The organism is Dickeya sp. MK7, assembly GCF_000406305.1.
Classification (GTDB): Bacteria; Pseudomonadota; Gammaproteobacteria; order Enterobacterales; family Enterobacteriaceae; genus Dickeya; species Dickeya fangzhongdai.
Genome location: NZ_CM001984.1, coordinates 4,310,239 through 4,329,220, shown reverse-complemented (window position 1 = coordinate 4,329,220; position 18,982 = coordinate 4,310,239). Strand labels below are relative to the sequence as shown.

Annotated in this window: 15 protein-coding genes; 12 read left to right on the top strand and 3 right to left on the bottom strand. The window is 57.9% G+C overall.

Annotation, left to right across the window (positions count from 1 at the left end; genetic code table 11):
- The coding region (locus tag DXXMK7_RS18700) for a putative Ig domain-containing protein (RefSeq protein ID WP_193745930.1) at positions 1–1,333 on the top strand (1,333 nt) is incomplete at its 5' end.
- An 89-nt stretch (positions 1,334–1,422) separates the two neighbouring features.
- Positions 1,423–2,931, top strand: a complete 1,509-nt coding sequence (locus tag DXXMK7_RS18695) for a TolC family protein (RefSeq protein ID WP_038920355.1) — start codon at positions 1,423–1,425, stop codon at positions 2,929–2,931.
- An 84-nt stretch (positions 2,932–3,015) separates the two neighbouring features.
- Here DXXMK7_RS18695 and nifJ read toward each other — a convergent pair whose 3' ends face one another.
- Complete coding sequence (gene nifJ / locus DXXMK7_RS18690; protein ID WP_038920354.1) at positions 3,016–6,528, bottom strand: pyruvate:ferredoxin (flavodoxin) oxidoreductase; 3,513 nt, start codon at positions 6,526–6,528, stop codon at positions 3,016–3,018.
- Between the two features lie 575 nt (positions 6,529–7,103).
- On the opposite strand from nifJ, the gene DXXMK7_RS18685 reads away from it, so the two are divergent.
- The 8 genes from DXXMK7_RS18685 (at position 7,104) to DXXMK7_RS18650 (ending at position 15,019) form a co-directional block, all read left to right on the top strand.
- Positions 7,104–7,850 carry a hypothetical protein gene (locus DXXMK7_RS18685; RefSeq protein ID WP_038920353.1) on the top strand — a complete coding sequence of 249 codons (747 nt, stop codon included), beginning with the start codon at positions 7,104–7,106 and terminating at the stop codon, positions 7,848–7,850.
- A 427-nt stretch (positions 7,851–8,277) separates the two neighbouring features.
- On the top strand, positions 8,278–9,159 hold the full coding sequence (gene nifH, locus DXXMK7_RS18680; protein WP_038665259.1) for a nitrogenase iron protein: 882 nt from the start codon (positions 8,278–8,280) through the stop codon (positions 9,157–9,159).
- A 60-nt stretch (positions 9,160–9,219) separates the two neighbouring features.
- Positions 9,220–10,668 carry a nitrogenase molybdenum-iron protein alpha chain gene (nifD, locus tag DXXMK7_RS18675; protein WP_038920352.1) on the top strand — a complete coding sequence of 483 codons (1,449 nt, stop codon included), beginning with the start codon at positions 9,220–9,222 and terminating at the stop codon, positions 10,666–10,668.
- Between the two features lie 84 nt (positions 10,669–10,752).
- The gene (nifK, locus tag DXXMK7_RS18670) at positions 10,753–12,321 is read left to right on the top strand and encodes a nitrogenase molybdenum-iron protein subunit beta (RefSeq protein ID WP_038920351.1); all 1,569 of its coding nucleotides are present in this window, start codon (positions 10,753–10,755) and stop codon (positions 12,319–12,321) included.
- A gap of 100 nt (positions 12,322–12,421) precedes the next feature.
- Positions 12,422–12,640 carry a putative nitrogen fixation protein NifT gene (gene nifT, locus DXXMK7_RS18665; protein WP_038920350.1) on the top strand — a complete coding sequence of 73 codons (219 nt, stop codon included), beginning with the start codon at positions 12,422–12,424 and terminating at the stop codon, positions 12,638–12,640.
- Positions 12,641–12,652: 12 nt separating this feature from the next.
- Entirely contained in the window at positions 12,653–13,315 is a 663-nt protein-coding gene (locus DXXMK7_RS18660) for a NifB/NifX family molybdenum-iron cluster-binding protein (protein WP_038920349.1), read from the top strand.
- Between the two features lie 133 nt (positions 13,316–13,448).
- On the top strand, positions 13,449–13,808 hold the full coding sequence (locus DXXMK7_RS18655) for a helix-turn-helix domain-containing protein (protein WP_197724567.1): 360 nt from the start codon (positions 13,449–13,451) through the stop codon (positions 13,806–13,808).
- Positions 13,808–15,019, top strand: a complete 1,212-nt coding sequence (locus tag DXXMK7_RS18650; protein WP_038920348.1) for a type II toxin-antitoxin system HipA family toxin — start codon at positions 13,808–13,810, stop codon at positions 15,017–15,019. The genes DXXMK7_RS18655 and DXXMK7_RS18650 overlap by 1 nt, the downstream gene beginning before the upstream one ends.
- 11 nt (positions 15,020–15,030) lie before the next feature.
- Here DXXMK7_RS18650 and DXXMK7_RS18645 read toward each other — a convergent pair whose 3' ends face one another.
- Positions 15,031–15,429, bottom strand: coding sequence for a hypothetical protein (locus DXXMK7_RS18645; protein ID WP_100850212.1), 399 nt, complete (start codon positions 15,427–15,429; stop codon positions 15,031–15,033).
- Between the two features lie 68 nt (positions 15,430–15,497).
- Here DXXMK7_RS18645 and DXXMK7_RS18640 point away from each other — a divergent pair, with 68 nt between their 5' ends.
- Positions 15,498–15,686 (top strand): hypothetical protein, encoded by a 189-nt coding sequence (locus tag DXXMK7_RS18640; protein WP_038920347.1) that lies wholly within the window; start codon positions 15,498–15,500, stop codon positions 15,684–15,686.
- On the opposite strand, the gene DXXMK7_RS18635 is transcribed toward DXXMK7_RS18640, so the two are convergent.
- The gene (locus DXXMK7_RS18635) at positions 15,667–17,259 is read right to left on the bottom strand and encodes a methyl-accepting chemotaxis protein (protein WP_038920346.1); all 1,593 of its coding nucleotides are present in this window, start codon (positions 17,257–17,259) and stop codon (positions 15,667–15,669) included. The two genes, DXXMK7_RS18640 and DXXMK7_RS18635, sit on opposite strands and share 20 nt — an antisense overlap.
- 345 nt (positions 17,260–17,604) lie before the next feature.
- On the opposite strand from DXXMK7_RS18635, the gene nifE reads away from it, so the two are divergent.
- The gene (gene nifE, locus DXXMK7_RS18630; RefSeq protein WP_038920345.1) at positions 17,605–18,978 is read left to right on the top strand and encodes a nitrogenase iron-molybdenum cofactor biosynthesis protein NifE; all 1,374 of its coding nucleotides are present in this window, start codon (positions 17,605–17,607) and stop codon (positions 18,976–18,978) included.
- Positions 18,979–18,982: the final 4 nt, after the last annotated feature.

The window sequence follows — 18,982 nt, the reverse complement described above, 5'->3', positions numbered from 1 at the left end:
CACCACCTTCGGGTTAACGGTTAACAACAGTAATCTTCCGCCGGTCGTTTCCCTACCCGTGGCCGACCAGACCATCGCGCAAAACGGCAGCTTCAGCTTTACCGTACCGGCCGGCACTTTTACCGATCCCGATGTCGGCGACACGCTGACGTTAAGAGCGACGCAGGCGGATGGTTCGCCGCTGCCGGTCTGGCTGGCTTTCAACCCGTCGACGCGCACCTTCTCGGGCACGCCGGGCAACAGCGATGTGGGCAACCTGACCATCCGGATAACCGCGACCGACAGCAGCAATGCCTCGGTCAGCACCACCTTCGGGCTGGCCGTCACCAACGTCAACGATGCGCCCGTGGTGTCCGGCTCGCTGAATGCTCAAACGGCGACACAAAACGGTGGCTTCAGCTTTACCGTACCGGCCGGTATTTTCACCGATCCCGATACCGGCGATACGCTGACGTTGAGCGCGACGCAGGCGGATGGTTCGGCGCTGCCGGGCTGGCTGGCTTTCAATCCGCCGACGCGCACCTTCTCAGGCACGCCGGGCAACGGCGATGTGGGTAACCTGACCATTCGGGTAACGGCGACCGACAGCGGTAATGCCTCGGTCAGCACCACCTTTGGGCTTGTCGTCACCGGCAGCAGTGTGGATAACAGCAATAATGTGGATAACGGCAATAGTGTGGATAACGGCGACCCGGAATTCAGGGTCAACGGCACGGGGTCGATGCCGACTAACGCTGCGCCGGTGCCGATGATTACGGTGGCGCCCAATGCGCCGATCACGTTAGGCGCATTATTTGCCCCGACGCCGCTCGGCTCACTGAATACCGGCGTAACGACAGACAACACGACGGCAACGTCAACGATCTTTCAGGCGTCCCAGAATACGCAGCAAACCGGTAGCGCGCCGGTCAGTCAGATCGCCGGTGCCTTCGGGCAGGGCGCTGTTTCCGGCGGCGCCAACCGGTTTGAAAGTTCGCTGGGGTCATTCCCCAGTTTCAATACCGGCGGCGCGCTGGGCGGAAGCTCTTCGCTGGCAGGCGTGTTTTCAGGGATCAACCTGCCTTCCTTGTCGCCGATGGCGGTGTTCTCCGGCGGTAGCTGGCGTGACATTAGCGTCAACGCAGGCAACACCGGAAATGAGGCGCAGCTTACGACGCCATCCGGCGGCATGGCGATGGAGTTCGCCCCCGGCCTGGAGCGTCAGTTGCGGCACATTGGGGACATGGAATCGCAACGTTTGGCCGCCATTGAACAGGCGTTGCTCGATATGGGGCAGTTCAATAGCGCTCAGGCCGATCGCGGTCAGAGCAGTAACGATAGACAGCAAGGATAAACGCGGTCTTGGGACAAGGCATTCGTGGCAATAGCAGTAGTGATGACAATAGCAGCCGAAAAATAACAACAAAGGTCAGGAGTGAAATCGTGTCAAAGGGTCGGAAACTTTTCAGTCTCAGCCTCATCGTCATGGCGATGAGCGGTTGTGCCGTCACCAGTCAGCCTATTTCGAAAGAACAAAGCGAGCAACGTATCCAGCTGGATAAGGTCGCCATGTTCAGCAAACAGGAGCCGGTAACGGCGCCCATTACCTTGTACGATGCGATGGCGAGGGCGCTTAAATACAACCTGGAAGCCCGGCTTAAGGTGATGGAGCAGGCGTTGTCGCAACAGCAACTGGAGCTGGCGCGCTATGACATGCTGCCCCAGATGGCGATGTCGGCGGGCTATGTCGGGCGCAGCAACACCAGCGCGTCCAGTAGCCGCAGCATCGAAACCGGGCGGCAATCGCTGGAGCCTTCCACCTCGCTGGAACGCGACCGCGACGTTGCCGACCTGACGATGGTGTGGAACGTGCTGGATTTCGGCGTCAGTTATGTCAGCGCCAAACAAAAGGCCGATCAGCGCTGGATCGCCGACGAGCGTAAGCGCAAGGTCGTCCATACCATTATTCAGGACGTGCGCTCGGCGTACTGGCGGGCGGTAGCGGCAGAGCGCCTGCTGGGGCGGATTGATAGCCTGATCGATCGGGTGAATCAGGCGCGCGAAGCCAGTGAGCACATGAGTACGCAGCAGGTCGGCGATCCGGTTGAAGCGCTCAGTTATCGCCGTGCGCTGATTGACGCGGTGCGCCAGTTGGAAGAACAACGCCGGGCATTGTCGCTGGCGAAGACCGAACTGGCGACGTTGATGAATCTGCCGCTGGATACCCCGTATACGCTGGCGTTGCCGAACAGTAACGACATGCCGGTGCCGCAATTAAACGTCGACTTCAATACCCTGGAACAGACCGCGCTGCTTAGCCGTCCGGAACTGAAGGAGCAGGATTATCAGGTGCGCGTTCACGCAGCTGAAACCCGTAAATCTCTGCTGCGCATGTTGCCGGGGCTGGAGGTCAGCGCGGGCGGCCACTACGACAGCAACTCGTTCATGGTTAACCAGAGCTGGGCCGACGTCGGCGTGAAGGTGACCTGGAACCTGTTTAATCTGCTGTCCGGACCGGCAGCGTATAAGACCGCTCAGGCCAATGAAAAGGTGTCGGAAGTGCAGCGTCAGGCAATGTCGCTGGCCGTTATGGCGCAGTTGTATATCGCCCGCGCCAACTTCAACGAAGCGGTGCGCCAGTATAAAACCAGTGTGGAACTGCGCGATCTCGACGGCCAGATTGCCGAACAACTGCGCAATCGCTATAAGGCCAACAGCATCGGCGAACTGCAATTGATTCAAGGCGAACTGAACGCCCTGAATGCTAATCTGCGTCAGGATCTGGCCTACGCGGAACTGCGCAATACCTACGGCCAAATTCTCTCGACCGTTGGGTTGGATTTGCTGCCGAAAACGCTGCCTTCCGACCGGCTGGCGGATATCAGTCAGGCGCTGCGCCAGTCTGAAACCAACTGGCAGCAAGGGAAGATCGGCGCGTTGCAGTCATTCTGATTCCCCGGTGATTAAGATGGCGCCTGCAACGCAGGCGCCAGAGCAACGGCTATCCTTGCCTGACAATCATAGGCGCTGGCAGCATTACCCCTCCGCCAGACGTTTGTACCGCTCGAAACGCTCTCTGGCGTCCTGTTCGGTTTTGGCGAACAACTGACTCGCCTGCTCCGGGTACTGGCGCCGTAACGCGCTATAGCGCACTTCTCCCATCAAAAAGTCCTGGAAATCGGCTTCCGGTTCGTCGGAGTCCAGCGTGAACGGGTTTTTGCCCGCCGCCTGCAACTGCGGGTTAAAGCGATACAGATTCCAGTATCCTGCTTCCACCGCCTTCTTGGTTTCACGCTGGCTGCATCCCATGCCGGCTTTCAGGCCGTGATTGATACAGGCGGCGTAGGCGATGACCAGCGACGGGCCGGGGTGGGCTTCCGCTTCGGCGATGGCGCGCAGCGTTTGCGCTTTGTCCGCGCCCATCGCTACCTGCGCCACGTACACGTAGCCGTAACTCATCGCCATCAGACCGAGGTCTTTCTTGCGGGTGCGTTTGCCTTCGGCGGCGAATTTCGCCATCGCCGCCGCCGGGGTGGATTTGGACGACTGGCCGCCGGTGTTGGAATACACCTCGGTGTCGAACACCAGCACGTTGATGTCTTCGCCGGAGGCCAGCACGTGGTCCAGCCCGCCGAAGCCGATGTCATAGGCCCAGCCGTCGCCGCCGAAAATCCATTGCGACCGTTTGGCGAGGTAATCCCGGTTCTGATAGAGACGGTTGAGCACCGGGTCGTCGCCTTTTTCATGCTCCAGCAGGGTGATTAATCGATCGGCCCGTTTGCGGGTGTCGTCGCCGCGGTCTTTCAGTTCCAGCCACAGATTGAGCGCGTCGGCCAGCGCCGGGCTGAGCGGTTGCATCAACGCCGTCGCGGCGTCGCCGGCCAGCTGTTCGCGGATGGCGTTGCCGCCCAGCAGCATCCCCAATCCGAATTCGGCGTTGTCCTCAAACAGTGAATTGGCCCAGGCGGGGCCGTGTCCGCGGTGGTTGGCGGCGTAAGGGATGGACGGCGCGCTGGCGCCCCAGATGGAGGAGCAACCGGTGGCGTTGGCGATCAGCATGCGGTCGCCAAACAGCTGGGTAATCAAGCGGGCGTACGGGGTTTCGCCGCACCCGGCGCAGGCGCCGGAGAACTCCAGCAGCGGCGTCTCGAACTGGCTGCCCTTGACGGTGGTTTTGCTGAACGGGTTGGCTTTGGGCGGCAGGCCGAGCACCTGTTCCCACAGCGCGATTTTGGGCTGCTGCGACGTCAACGGCTGCATGGTCAACGATTTACCGCGCGACGGGCAGATATCCACGCAGTTGCCGCAACCGGAGCAGTCCAGCGGCGACACCGCCAGATGGTAATGCAGCGTTTTAGCGCCGGTGGCCGGTTTACTGAGCAGGGTGTCGGGCGCCAGCGCCCGCTCTTCTTCGGTCAGCAGGGCTGGGCGGATGGCGGCGTGCGGGCAGATAAACGCGCACTGGTTGCACTGGGTACAGCCTTCCGGTTGCCAGGCGGGCACGCTGATGGCGATGCCGCGTTTCTCAAACGCCGCGGTACCGAGCGGAAAGGTGCCGTCTTCCATGCCGGTAAAGGCGCTGACCGGCAAGTTATCGCCCTCCTGCCGGTTCATCGGCGTCAGAATACGCCGGATAAAATCGGGCTGGGTGTCGTCGAGGGTCGCAACAGGTTCCGGCAGGTCGGCCCACTCGGTCGGGATGCGTACCTGAACCGGCGCCTGCATGCCCTGATCGATGGCGGACTGATTCATCTCCACCACGCTCTGGCCCTTCTTGCCGTAGGACAGGGCGACCGCGCTTTTCAGGTAATCGGCGGCGGTATCGGCGGGAATAATCCCGGTCAGTTTGAAGAATGCCGCCTGCATGATCATGTTGAAGCGGCCGCCCAGCCCGAGCTGTCGGGCGATGTCCACCGCGTTGACCACATAGAAGCGAATCTGGTTGCGCGCCAGATAGCGTTTCATCGCCGCCGGCAACGCCGCTTCCAGCTCCGTCGGGTTCCAGGTGCAATTGAGCAGGAAAATGCCGCCGGGTTTCAGCCCCGCCAGCAGGTCGTATTTATCGACGTAGGATTGCTGCGAACAGGCGATAAAGTCGGCGTTGCGGATCAGGTACGGCGAGGTAATCGGCTGGGAGCCGAAACGCAGGTGCGACACGGTAATCCCGCCGGATTTTTTCGAGTCGTAGGAGAAATAGGCCTGCGCGTACATCGGCGTCTGATCGCCGATGATCTTGATGGCGCTTTTATTGGCGCCGACCGTACCGTCGGAACCGAGTCCCCAGAACTTGCAGGCGGTGGTGCCCGCAGGCGCGGTATCGATGTCATCGACCGGCAGCGGCAGCGAGCTGTGGGTGACATCGTCCACGATGCCGACGGTAAAACCATCCTGCGGCATGGGCTGCAGCAGGTTATTGAAAACTGCGGCGATGTGCGCCGGTGCGATATCTTTGCCGCCCAGCGCATAGCGGCCGCCGACGATCAGCGGCCGGGTATCGTGATTGTAGAAGGCATTTTTTACGTCCAGGTACAACGGCTCGGCCTGTGCGCCCGGTTCTTTGGTGCGGTCCAGCACCGCGATGCGCTGCACCGTGGGCGGGATGGCGGCAAAAAAATGCGTCAGCGAAAACGGGCGGTACAGGTGCACGGTCAGCAGCCCGACCTGTTCGCCGCGCTGGTTGAGGTAATCGACGGTTTCCTGAATGGTTTCGCACACCGACCCCATCGCGATAATCAGGCGTTCGGCGTCCGGCGCGCCGTAATAGTTGAACAGGTGGTATTCGCGGCCGGTGAGCCGGCTGATGTGCGCCATCGTCTCTTCCACCAGTTCCGGCAGCGCCTGATAGAAACGGTTAACCGATTCCCGCTCCTGAAAGTAGATATCCGGGTTTTGCGCGGTGCCGCGCGCCACCGGGTGGTCCGGATGCAGGGCGCCGCGGCGAAAGCGCTCCACCGCCTGCCGGTCCAGCAGCGCATCCAGTTCGTCGTACTCCAGCAGTTCGATCTTCTGGATCTCGTGGGAGGTACGAAAACCATCGAAGAAGTTGATGAACGGCACCCGGCCTTTGATCGCCGCCAGATGCGCTACCGCGGACAGGTCCATCACCTGTTGTACGCTGCTCTCCGCCAGCATGGCGCAGCCGGTTTGCCGCACCGCCATCACGTCCTGGTGGTCGCCGAAAATATTGAGCGAGCTGGTGGCCAGCGCGCGGGCACTGACGTGGAACACCGCCGGTAATAGCTCGCCGGCGATTTTGTAGAGGTTGGGGATCATCAGCAACAACCCCTGCGACGCGGTATAGGTGGTGGTGAGCGCGCCGGCCTGCAACGAACCGTGCACCGCCGCCGCCGCTCCGGCTTCCGACTGCATTTCCACCATTCTGACCGGCTGGCCGAACAGATTCTTTTTGCCCTGCGCCGCCCATTCATCCACGTTTTCAGCCATCGGCGTGGAGGGGGTGATGGGATAGATAGCCGCCACCTCGGTAAAGGCGTACGAGATATACGCCGCCGCGGCGTTGCCATCCATTGTTTTCATCTTTCTTGCCATGTACGGGTTCCTCTCTGTGGTGTCGAAGGCCGCCAGCTACGCTTTGCCGGCTGACGCACCGTCATGGGCTGACCTAGCACGGCTTATGCCAGTTAGCGCCTGATACAGGAAAAGCAGGAGATTGAAAGGGTTACGATGGCTGCTGCCGCGGCTGTGGCGATGCGGCGCCGGTGTGATTGAGCGGAACAAGACACGGACTGCGACATCCTGTCGGCCTGCCAACAAAGTGTTGTGCCGCTTCCCGCACTTGTGGCTACTGTTGCCGGGCGTCAGACGAGGGCGGCGCGCATAATAGAGTCGCCGCCATCAAATTTTGTGGCCTGATAATAAGAAATACGCTTTTGAATTATTTTATTCTAAATAATATGCGTGGATGTTTTAAAAATATCTCTATATATCAATGGGGATGGATCATGCGATGAATTAATTAATTCAATTGGCATTAATGGATTAGTATTGACGAAAATATCATATTCTATTTTCTTGAGAGGAAAATATTCACTGCCTACAGTTATCAGACGGCGGTGATATTACCGCTTTCACTCCAATATATTATTCATTAAGAGGAACGGAATATGGCTATTGCAGTTGAAACTCTGAATGCGGTGCAGTTGAAAAAAAGTATTGATGACGGCAGCCGTACGACATTAGGTACGGGGGATGCAGTGACATTCACCAATTTACCCAATCAGCCGGTTGCCATTGTGGCGTATAACAATACCGGGAATACAACCAGTTTTAATGTGGTATATAACAATCAGGCGCCGACCAGTTATCAGATTGATTCCGTACAGTCCCAGGGTTTTTCTCTCGGGCTGGCTTATCTCATCAATCCCGGCGTGACCCATGCCAGCGAGATCACGGTTTCCGTACCGAAAACGGAACAGCAGGGATCGTCCATTGATGTCTACGCGGTCAGTCTCTATTTTCCGCTGGGTAAAATCCAGAATCAGGAAATCCCGCTGGATGGGCGTGCCGTACACTTTAACGGTTATTCCCGCTCGTACGCCACCCCGCCGCTGGCCTGGTATGCACTGACCGTTCAATCCGGTAATACCGGGCAGGTGGGGCTGTATTTCTCCGGCAATCGTATTGATGTTATTGCGGTTAATACGCCAAATGAAATCAAGGAGGTATTAAGAACCAAAGTGATTGCCACCTCCGGCAGCGGTATTGCCAGCGCGGATTTTGATATTCTGGTGAATCCGGGGAATTCTTATACCAAGAATTTTTACGGTGTTTCGAGCCAACTGGTTTATTCACCGATATCCGCGGCTAATACCACCCAGGATGGCTCCATCTCTATACAGAAAATTTCATAACGATGGTTTTTTTCTGAAAAGATAATTCAGAATCATAGATAAAATATGTATAAATGTATTCTTCAATAATAACCACGTTTGGATAACATACGTGGTTTTTTTATTTTTCTTTTCATTCATCTTCTTTATCGCGTCGGTCATTTCTTTATCGCATCGGCTATGGCGGCGTTTAAGAAAACGTACCGTATTCCGATTGCATGCCGGTTGGCGGCGCTGCCGGCCGCATACCGCATTCAGACGCTATCCTGATTGTCCCTTTTCCAACAATTGGTCTGCCGATTGTCTTGTCTCTGTGCCGCCGTGGCGGCTGACGTTTTCTAAAAATCAAAGTAAATCAATGAATTGATGGATATGGCCCGGCTGGTACGTTCCCTGCACTCCTCATGGGGTGTGCAACAAGCATTCAACCCGAACAGGAGAAGCAATCATGGCAATGCGTCAATGCGCCATCTATGGCAAGGGCGGTATTGGTAAATCCACCACCACCCAGAATCTGGTCGCCGCGCTGGCGGAGATGGGGAAGAAGGTGATGATCGTCGGCTGCGACCCGAAGGCGGACTCCACTCGTCTGATCCTGCACGCCAAGGCCCAGAACACCATTATGGAAATGGCGGCGGAAGTCGGCTCGGTGGAAGACCTCGAACTGGAAGATGTGCTGCAAATCGGCTACGGCGGCGTGCGTTGCGCCGAGTCCGGCGGCCCGGAGCCGGGCGTGGGCTGCGCCGGTCGCGGCGTCATCACCGCCATCAACTTCCTTGAAGAGGAGGGCGCGTATGAAGAGGACATCGACTTTGTGTTCTACGACGTGCTGGGCGACGTGGTGTGCGGCGGCTTCGCCATGCCGATCCGCGAAAACAAGGCGCAGGAAATCTACATCGTCTGCTCCGGCGAGATGATGGCGATGTACGCCGCCAACAACATTTCCAAAGGCATCGTTAAATACGCCAAGTCCGGCAAGGTGCGCCTCGGCGGGTTGATCTGCAATTCCCGTCAGACCGATCGCGAAGATGAGTTGATCATCGCGCTGGCGGAAAAACTCGGCACCCAGATGATTCACTTCGTGCCGCGCGACAACATCGTGCAGCGCGCCGAAATCCGCCGCATGACGGTGATCGAATACGACCCCAAATGCAAACAGGCCGATGAGTACCGCACGCTGGCGGGCAAGATCGTCAACAACACCAAAATGGTGGTGCCCACGCCGGTAACGATGGACGAACTGGAAGCGTTGCTGATGGAGTTCGGCATCATGGAAGAAGAAGACACCAGCATCATCGGCAAGACCGCCGCCGAAGAGAATGCCGCCTGATGAACCCTGTGCCGGCGGCCGCGGGGGCGGGCGTCTGGCGATGAATAAAGGAAAGCCGGAATGACAAACGCAACGAGTGAACGCAATCAGGCGATCATCCAGGAAGTGCTGGAGGTCTTCCCTGAAAAAGCGCGCAAAGAGCGCAAAAAACACATGATGGTGACCGACCCGGCGATGGACAGCGTGGGCAAATGCATCGTGTCCAACCGCAAATCCCAGCCGGGGGTGATGACCGTTCGCGGCTGCGCCTACGCCGGTTCCAAAGGCGTAGTGTTCGGCCCGATCAAGGACATGGCCCATATTTCCCACGGGCCGATCGGCTGCGGGCAGTATTCCCGCGCCGGACGCCGCAATTACTACACCGGCGTCAGCGGCGTGAACAGTTTCGGCACCCTGAATTTCACCTCTGATTTTCAGGAAAAAGACATCGTGTTCGGCGGCGATAAAAAACTCACCAAACTGATTGAGGAACTGGAACAGCTGTTCCCGCTGACCAAGGGCATTTCCATTCAGTCGGAGTGCCCGGTGGGGCTGATTGGCGACGACATCGAAGCGGTCGCCAACGCCAGCCGCAAAGCCATCGGCAAACCGGTGGTGCCGGTACGCTGTGAAGGGTTTCGCGGCGTGTCGCAATCGCTCGGGCACCACATCGCCAACGACGTGATCCGCGACTGGGTGCTGGATAACCGCGACGGCAAACCGTTCGAATCCACGCCGTACGACGTGGCGATCATCGGCGACTACAACATCGGCGGCGACGCCTGGGCCTCGCGCATTCTGCTGGAAGAGATGGGGCTGCGGGTGGTGGCGCAGTGGTCCGGCGACGGCACGCTGGTGGAGATGGAAAACACCCCGCATGTGAAGCTGAATCTGGTGCATTGCTACCGGTCGATGAACTACATCTCGCGTCACATGGAGGAAAAACACGGCATTCCGTGGATGGAATACAACTTCTTCGGTCCCACCAAAATCGCCGAGTCGCTGCGCAAAATCGCCGCGCAGTTCGATGAAACCATCCAGAAAAACGCCGAGGCGGTGATTGCCCGCTATCAGGCCCAAACCGACGCGGTAATCGCCAAATACCGCCCGCGGCTGGAAGGGCGCAAGGTGCTGCTGTACCTCGGCGGGCTGCGGCCGCGCCACATCATCGGCGCGTATGAAGACCTCGGCATGGAGATCATCGGCACCGGTTATGAATTCGGTCATAACGACGATTACGACCGCACCTTGCCGGAGCTGAAGGAAGGCACGCTGATGTTCGACGACGCCAGCAGCTACGAGCTGGAAGCCTTCGTTAAGGCGCTGAAACCGGACCTGATCGGCTCCGGCATCAAGGAAAAGTACATCTTCCAGAAAATGGGGGTGCCGTTCCGTCAGATGCACTCCTGGGATTACTCCGGTCCGTACCACGGCTATGACGGCTTCGCCATCTTCGCCCGCGATATGGACATGACGCTCAATAACCCCAGTTGGAGCGAATTAACCGCCCCGTGGCTGAAGTCCGCCTGATGATGATTTATCAACGATGATTGTTTATAAAACCAGCCTGATATCCCGTTAGTTCACCGATTAGTGGCGCGGGAGGAGAAAACCATGAGTCAAACTGCTGAAAAAACCCAGCCCTGCTACCCGTTGTTCGAGCAGGAGGAATACCAGACGCTGTTTCGCAACAAGCGCGGTATGGAGGAAGCCCACGACGAACAGCGCGTGCGCGACGTCTTCGAGTGGACCACCACTCAAGAGTACCAGGAGCTGAATTTCCAGCGCGAAGCGCTGACCATCGACCCGGCGAAAGCCTGCCAGCCGCTGGGCGCGGTGCTGTGCGCGCTCGGGTTTGCCAACACCCTGCCTTACGTACACGGTTCGCAGGGGTGCGTGGCCTATTTTCGTACCTACTTTAATCGTCACTTTAAAGAGCCGATCGCCTGCGTTTCCGACTCGATGACCGAAGATGCCGCGGTATTCGGCGGCAATAACAATATGAACAGCGGCTTGCAGAACGCCAGCGCGTTGTACCAGCCGGAAATGATCGCCGTCTCCACCACCTGCATGGCGGAGGTGATCGGCGATGACTTACAGGCCTTTATCGCCAACGCCAAGAAAGATGGATTTGTCGCCGCGGACATGCCGATTCCATACGCCCACACCCCGAGTTTTATCGGCAGCCACATCACCGGCTGGGACAACATGTTCGAAGGTTTCGCCCGCACTTTCACCACCGGCGAAGGGAAAAACCATCAGCCCGGCTCGCTGGCGCGGCTGAATCTGGTTACCGGGTTTGAAACCTACCTCGGCAACTACCGGGTGATAAAACGGATGATGGCGCAGATGGAAGTGCCGTGCAGCCTGTTGTCGGATCCGTCCGAGGTGCTGGATACCCCGGCCGACGGTCACTACCGTATGTACGCCGGCGGCACCAGCCAGCAGGAGATGCGCGACGCGCCGAACGCCATCGATACGCTGCTGCTGCAGCCGTGGCATCTGGTGAAGACCAAAAAAATGGTGCATGACGAATGGGGCCAGCCCGCCACCGAGGTGCCGGTGCCGATCGGCCTGGCCGCCACCGACAAACTACTGATGACGGTCAGCGAACTGACCGGTAAACCGATTGGCGAGGCGCTAACGCTGGAGCGCGGCCGGCTGGTGGACATGATGCTCGACTCCCACACCTGGCTGCACGGCAAGCGCTTCGGCCTGTACGGCGATCCGGATTTTGTCATGGGGTTAACCCAGTTTTTGCTGGAGCTGGGCTGCGAACCGACGGTGATCCTGTGCCACAACGGCAGCAAACGCTGGCAAAAGGCGATGAAGAAACTACTGGAAGCGTCGCCCTATGGTCAGGACAGCGAGGTGTACATCAACTGCGACCTGTGGCACTTCCGCTCGCTGATGTTTACCAACAAACCGGATTTCATGATCGGCAACTCCTACGGCAAGTTCATTCAGCGCGACACGCTGGCGAAGGGCGAACAGTTTGAAGTGCCGTTGATCAGGCTCGGCTTCCCGCTGTTCGACCGTCACCACCTGCATCGCCAGACCACCTGGGGTTACGAGGGAGCGATGTCGATCCTCACCACGCTGGTGAATGCGGTGCTGGAGAAACTGGATCACGACACCATGACGCTCGGCAAGACCGATTACAACTTCGATCTGATCCGCTGAGGTGGCGGCGTTTCCCTGTGAACAGGGAGGGCTGCAACCTTCTTCCACTATCAGGCGCCCGGCGTTGTCCGGGCTGTCCTGTTCCGTTAAGGAGAAACCGATGCCGGTGGTGATTTTTCGTGAACGCAACGCACAACTGTACTGCTACGTCGCCAAGCTGGACCTGGAAGCCAAAGTAACGGGCATGGAGTTTGATCGGCACGATTACTGGGGCGGACGCGTCGAGCTGGAAGGCGGCAAGTGTTATTACGTCAATCCTCAGGACACGAAACCCGTGTTCCCGGTCAGCCTGCGGGCCAGCCGTGCTGAGCTCGGATAAGGAGAAAGGAGCATGTCTGATGATGATGTGTTGTTCTGGCGCCTGTTCGCGCTGATCCAGTGCCTGCCGGAGCTGCCGCCGCCACGGCTGCTGGGCTGGCTTGGCGACGGCGATGAAGCGTCGCTGGATGCGGACCGGCTGGCGTCGCTGACGCAGGCGGAACTGGCGGCGCGTTTCCCGATTGATGCCGACGCCATGACCCCGGCGCGTTGGCGCTCGGTGATGGACTGCCTGCGCGGCGCGCTGCCGCCGCACCTGGCTGTCGCGGCGCCTTCCCGACGCAGGCCGCAACTGCTGGCGGCGTTCGCCTCGCAGGATGGGATGACCATTAACGGCCATTTCGGTCAGTGTCGGCTGTTTTTTATCTACGCGTTCGATCAGGACGGTTCCTGGCTGCACGACCTGCGCCGCTATCAGCCTGCCGGCGGCGAGCAGGAAGGCAATGAAGTGCGTTCGGCGCTGCTGAACGACTGCCACTTGCTGTTCTGCGAGGCGATTGGCGGCCCGGCGGCGGCGCGCATCATTCGCCACAACATCCACCCGGTCAAGGTCGCGCCCGGCACCCGGATTCAACCCCAGCGCGACGCGCTGCAAACCCTGCTGGCCGGCACGCTGCCGCCGTGGCTCGCCAAGCGGCTGGAAAAGGGCAACCCGCTGGAGGATAGGGTGTTTTGATATCCTAAAAGCATACCAGTGCGTTGGTATGCTTTCCCTGATGGCTGGCGTCCGTTGTTCTGCATCGTGTCGCCGTTGATTGGTGCCATCATCGTTGATGGTTGACGTCTATTTTTTGATAAAGGTTAGCCGTATGGCTAACTTTTTGTATTTTATTTCACTTGTTAGCTATATGGCTAACTTTTTCGGTGGTATTCTTTTGATAGGCGATGGCATCACGTTGACGGCGGCGAGCATGGCAAGCAGAGAGAGTATGGGGAAAACGATAGCCAGTACCCGTAAGGCGCGCGGGCTAACACAAAGACAATTGGCGGAGCAAACGGGGATTAACAAAACCACGCTATCCGAGATTGAGAACGGCCGGTTTACTGGCTCGCTGGATATTTTTGAACGGTATCTGGATGCGGTCGGTTTACAGCTTGAGTTGGTGACGAAGCAGCATCGGCTGCCAGGCTGGGATGAGGTCGACAAGCTCTTTGCGGAGGATGAGTAATGGTGCTGGAGCAACTACCCAGAAAAATCGATAAGATTACCGTGTGCTCGTCAGGTCAGCCATTGGGCGTGCTAACGCATGGCTCGGTTCATCATTACCAGCCCACTCAGGTTCAGCGCCATGTATCGTTAACCATGACCAACTCTACGCTGGATGGCTATGTATCCGGCGCCCTGCATCCTGTTTTCGCGCAAAACTTGCCTGAGGGATTTAACCGACGCTACATCGCGGAAAAACTGGCCCGTTATGCGCGGGTTAATGATATGTATCTGCTTGCATTGCAGGGAGAACATGGTATCGGCATGCTGGATTACCAAAGCGATTTGCATTTTCCTGAAACTGAAAATATCTCGTTATCCGAGATTTTGCATTATCAGGGATCGGAGCCGTTGTTTCCCCAATTGCTGGAAAAATATTATTTACGTAATACGCTGGCTGGCGTGCAGCCCAAGGTCAGCTTGCCTGAAACAGGCAGGACGGTGGAACAGAAAGCGCTTATCGTTAAATCGTTTGACGAGCTATTTCCATTACTGACGGTTAATGAGTTTGTATGTATGGGCGCGGCGAGGTATTGCGGTCTGGAACCGCCTGAAACCTGGTTGTCGGAGAATCTCGAAACCTTCATCGTCGCGCGTTTCGACAAACCAGAAGGGCAGCGATTGGGGTATGAAGATTTCACCACATTGTTGAAGAAACCCAACAATCCTGATGCGAAATATAGCGGCAGCTATGAGACATTGTTGAAAGCAACGCATCTTTACACCGGTAGTTACGATGAAGTATCCAGAATGTATCGGTACATTGTGTTTAATTGTCTGATCGGTAATGGCGATGCGCATCTGAAAAATTTTGCTTTGCAATATACGCCCGACATGAAACGGATATTTGTTTCTCCACCGTTTGATATCACCCACACCCTGATTTATGACACCATTGATAATAAAATGGCGCTCAAGATGGCAAACAGTAAGGTGTTTCCGGATAAAGCCTGCCTGCTGAAACTGGCGGAGTCGCCTACTTTCCGTATTCGTGACGCCCAAACTATTATTGAGTCCCTGGCTCAGGGGATTAGTGATTATCTGGATATTTCAAATGAAGTCAGCGTGTTTAAAGGATTAAAAACGTCAATTAAACACGCGGTATCGACAGTCATGACGCCGACTTACAGCGTGAAGCCGTATCGTCATGATAAAAAGAAAAAATTCAATTAAGTTCCGTGTTATCACTCCACCGTTATGCTCTCTCCGTCCTGATGCGTGATCCGCAATCGGGTGCCGGCGATCGCCGTTTGCACCGCCTGACGGATGGTCATCGTGCCGATAACCGGGTGAGGGCGCACCGCGCCGGTTTTGCTGGTGTCGGTGATGATGCCGCAGCCGGTGGCGTGGGCGATCTGCTGGGCGGTTTCGTCGAAGCGATCGAAACGGATGTCGTAGGTGCCGACTTTGTCGCATTGGCCGTAGGGCACCGGCTGGTTGGCCGGCGGCGTACCGGCGCCGCTATCAGGCCATTCCGACGTGCGGGGGCAGCCGGACAACAGCAACGTACCGCATAACAAAAATGTCCCGGACAACAACGATCTCATAGGGATAATGCCGGTTCGGACAGGCTTGAGCGCCATGATGCCTCCTGATAAAGCCGTTGCGGGTAAGAGGTAGCCTTCTTCAACGTTGGGCGGTGTCACGCCTTATGGCGGGACACCGTCTATTATCGTCGCTGGATGTAAAAGATCGCGTGCCGGGTGTAACAAGCGCGCTGATTGGTGTGAGCGGCTGTTTCTGCCTGCGCAATATTGAGAAAAATCAGCCCGCCGTTGATGGCGGGCTGACCAAGGGGCGGCGGTTGCTGCCGGAAAGCATCAACGCGGCGCGGCGATAGCCAGCGGGTTACTGTCGTTCAGATTGAAAAACGTCATGGTGTCGTCCAGATTTTTCGCCTGTTCGTGCAGCGAGGAGCTGGCGGAGGCGGACTCTTCGACCAGCGCCGCGTTTTGCTGGGAGGATTGCTCAAGCAGGGTGATGGCGGTGTTAACCTGTTCGATGCCTTTGGCTTGCTCTGATGAGGCCATCGAGATATCCGCCATGAATTCATTCACGCGTTTGATCTCGTCCATCAGCCGCGCCATATCCTGGGTGGAGAGCGACGCGACTTTTTCGCCCTGGGCGATTTCATTGGCCGTTTTTTCGATCAACTCTTTGATTTCGCGTGCAGACCCGGCGCTGCGCTGCGCCAGACTGCGCACTTCAGACGCCACGACCGCAAAGCCTTTACCGGCTTCGCCCGCGCGGGCGGCTTCCACCGCCGCGTTAAGCGCCAGGATGTTGGTCTGGAAGGCGATGCCGTCCATGATGCTGATGATATCGTTGATCTTGTTGGAGCTGTCGGCGATGTGCTGGATGCGTTCGATCATCTGGCTAAAGTTGCTGGCATTTTTTTCCGCCAGCGCCGCCACGGAGTTGGTCAGTGTCATGGCTTTGCCGGTGTTGGCGGTGTTTTCCTGCACCGACGCGGTGATCTGCTCCATGCTGGCGGCGGTTTGTTCGACGGATGACGCCTGCGCTTCGGTACGGGCGGCGAAATCCCGGTTGGCGGCGGAGATTTGTTCCGCGCCGGCCGCCACGGAACCGGCCGAGTCTCTGACATCCAGCACGATTTTGCGGAATGCCTGCTGCATGTCTTTCAGCGAAACCATCAGCCCGCCCATCTCGGTATTGTGCTGAGGAGGAATATCCAGCGTCAGCACGCCTCGTTCCATCATGCCGAAATAGGTTCTGACTTTCTGCATCGGCGTCAGCACCACGGTGCGAATGAATTTCAGAGTGAACAGACTGATGAACAGCACCACTATCAGCGTGGAAATCAGGATAGTTAATGTCTGCTGATAGAAGCCGTCCGCATGCGCGATCTCTTCATGCCCGATACCTTTGGCGAAGGTGACAAACTGCGTCAGCTTCTGGCGGAAGGTCGCGCCTTTTTCCAGCGCATCGGGCACCAGCGTCGTGTAGAACCGATCAACGTTTCGGTCGCGCAGCGCCGTGAGCATAGGAGCGACGGCGTTGTTCATGTAGTCATTGAAGGCGTCGTCGATTTCACCGCGCAGCGCCCGGCCTTGCGACGTCAGCGCCGGAATACCGCGCAGTTCCGACATGGTGCTGTTGGCGGAAGCGATGTAGCCGTTCAGCCGTTCAAGACCGGCCTGAATGGTGGCGTCATCCTTTTTGCTCTCAATGGCCAACGCGACGTTAATGCCGGCCAGCCTGGCATTCAGCATTTCCGAATAGGCGGAATAAAGCGGGATAAGCTGTTCTCCCTCGATGCTGCTGACCTTGCGGATAGACAGGTTGCTTTGCATGGAGGAATACAGACTGAACGTGCAAACAGAAAGTAATAGCAGCACAAATACGGCGATAACGCAGTAAAGCCCATTTTTTATTTTGATTTTTTCTAACATTCCCTATCTCCTTTAAACGACGGGTTTTCCCTGCCTGCCGCTATGGTTTCTTATGTCTTGCTGACATGAAGTCAATATCGGTAAGGCGACTATTAAGCTGTGTTTTTCATCAGACGTGGCGTGCCGGCCCGATAGGGGGGACAGCCTAATAGTTTTATAACGAATGGTTGTTGATGTAGGTCAGGCTGTGCCCCGCAATGATTCGCGTCCCCTGTGCTGGTAATCTCCGCCAATTGTCTGCTTTGTCGTAAACCTCACATCACTTTTTCCTTATAAATCAATTTATCAGCGCTGGCCTGCGTTTTGCACCGCATGAGGGATATCAACAAACGCGGCGAGGGTGAGATGAAGGGAAGTGAGATTCTGGCGTTGTTCGACGAGCCAGCCTGTGAACATAACCACAAGCAAAAGTCGGGGTGCAGCGCGCCCAAACCCGGCGCCACCGCAGGCGGCTGCGCGTTTGACGGCGCGCAGATCACGTTGCTGCCGTTGGCGGACGTCGCCCATCTGGTGCACGGGCCGATTGGCTGCACCGGCAGTTCCTGGGATAACCGCGGCAGCCAAAGCTCCGGCCCGACGCTCAACCGGCTTGGTTTCACCACCGATCTCAGCGAGCAGGACGTGATCATGGGGCGCGGCGAACGGCGGCTGTTCCATGCGGTGCGGCATATCGTCAACCGCTACCGCCCGGCGGCGGTGTTTATCTACAACACCTGCGTACCGGCGATGGAGGGCGACGACATTGAAGCGGTATGTCTGGCGGCATCGGAGGCGGTGGGCGTGCCGGTGATCGCCATCGACGCCGCCGGTTTTTACGGCAGCAAGAATTTCGGCAACCGGCTGGCGGGCGAGGTGATGGTGAAAAAGGTGATGGGTCAGCGGGAACCGGCGCCCTGGCCGCAGGACACCCCATTCGCTCCCGAACACCGGCACGATATCGGCCTGATTGGCGAGTTCAACATCGCCGGCGAGTTCTGGAACGTGCTGCCGCTGCTGGACGAACTGGGTATCCGGGTGCTGGGCAGCCTGTCCGGCGATGCCCGCTTCGCTGAAATCCAGACGATGCACCGGGCCGAAGCGAACATGCTGGTGTGCTCGCGGGCGCTGATCAATGTCGCCCGGCAGTTGGAGCAGCGCTACGGCATTCCGTGGTTTGAAGGCAGCTTCTACGGCGTGCGGGCGATGTCCGACGCGCTGCGGCAACTGGCGGAGATGACCGGCGATGCGGACCTGATAACCCGCACCGACGCGCTGATAGCCCGCGAAGAGGCCGCCGTGACGCGGGCGCTGGCGCCGTACCGCGAACGTCTGCAGGGGCGCAAAGTCCTGCTGTACACCGGCGGCGTCAAATCCTGGTCGGTGGTGTCGGCGTTGCAGGATCTGGGCATCACCGTAGTCGCCACCGGCACCCGTAAATCCACCGAGGAGGACAAGCAGCGCATCCGCGAGCTGATGGGCGACGACGCGCTGATGCTGGAAGAAGGCAACGCCCGCACGCTGCTGGATGTGGTTTACCGTTACGGCGCGGACATGATGATCGCCGGCGGGCGCAACATGTATACCGCGTACAAGGCGCGGCTGCCGTTTCTGGATATCAATCAGGAGCGCGAGCACGCTTTCGCCGGGTATCGCGGGCTGGTGGCGCTGGCGCAGCAGCTGTGCCTGACGCTCGATAGCCCCATCTGGCGGCAAACTCATCAACGGGCCCCGTGGCACTAAGGAG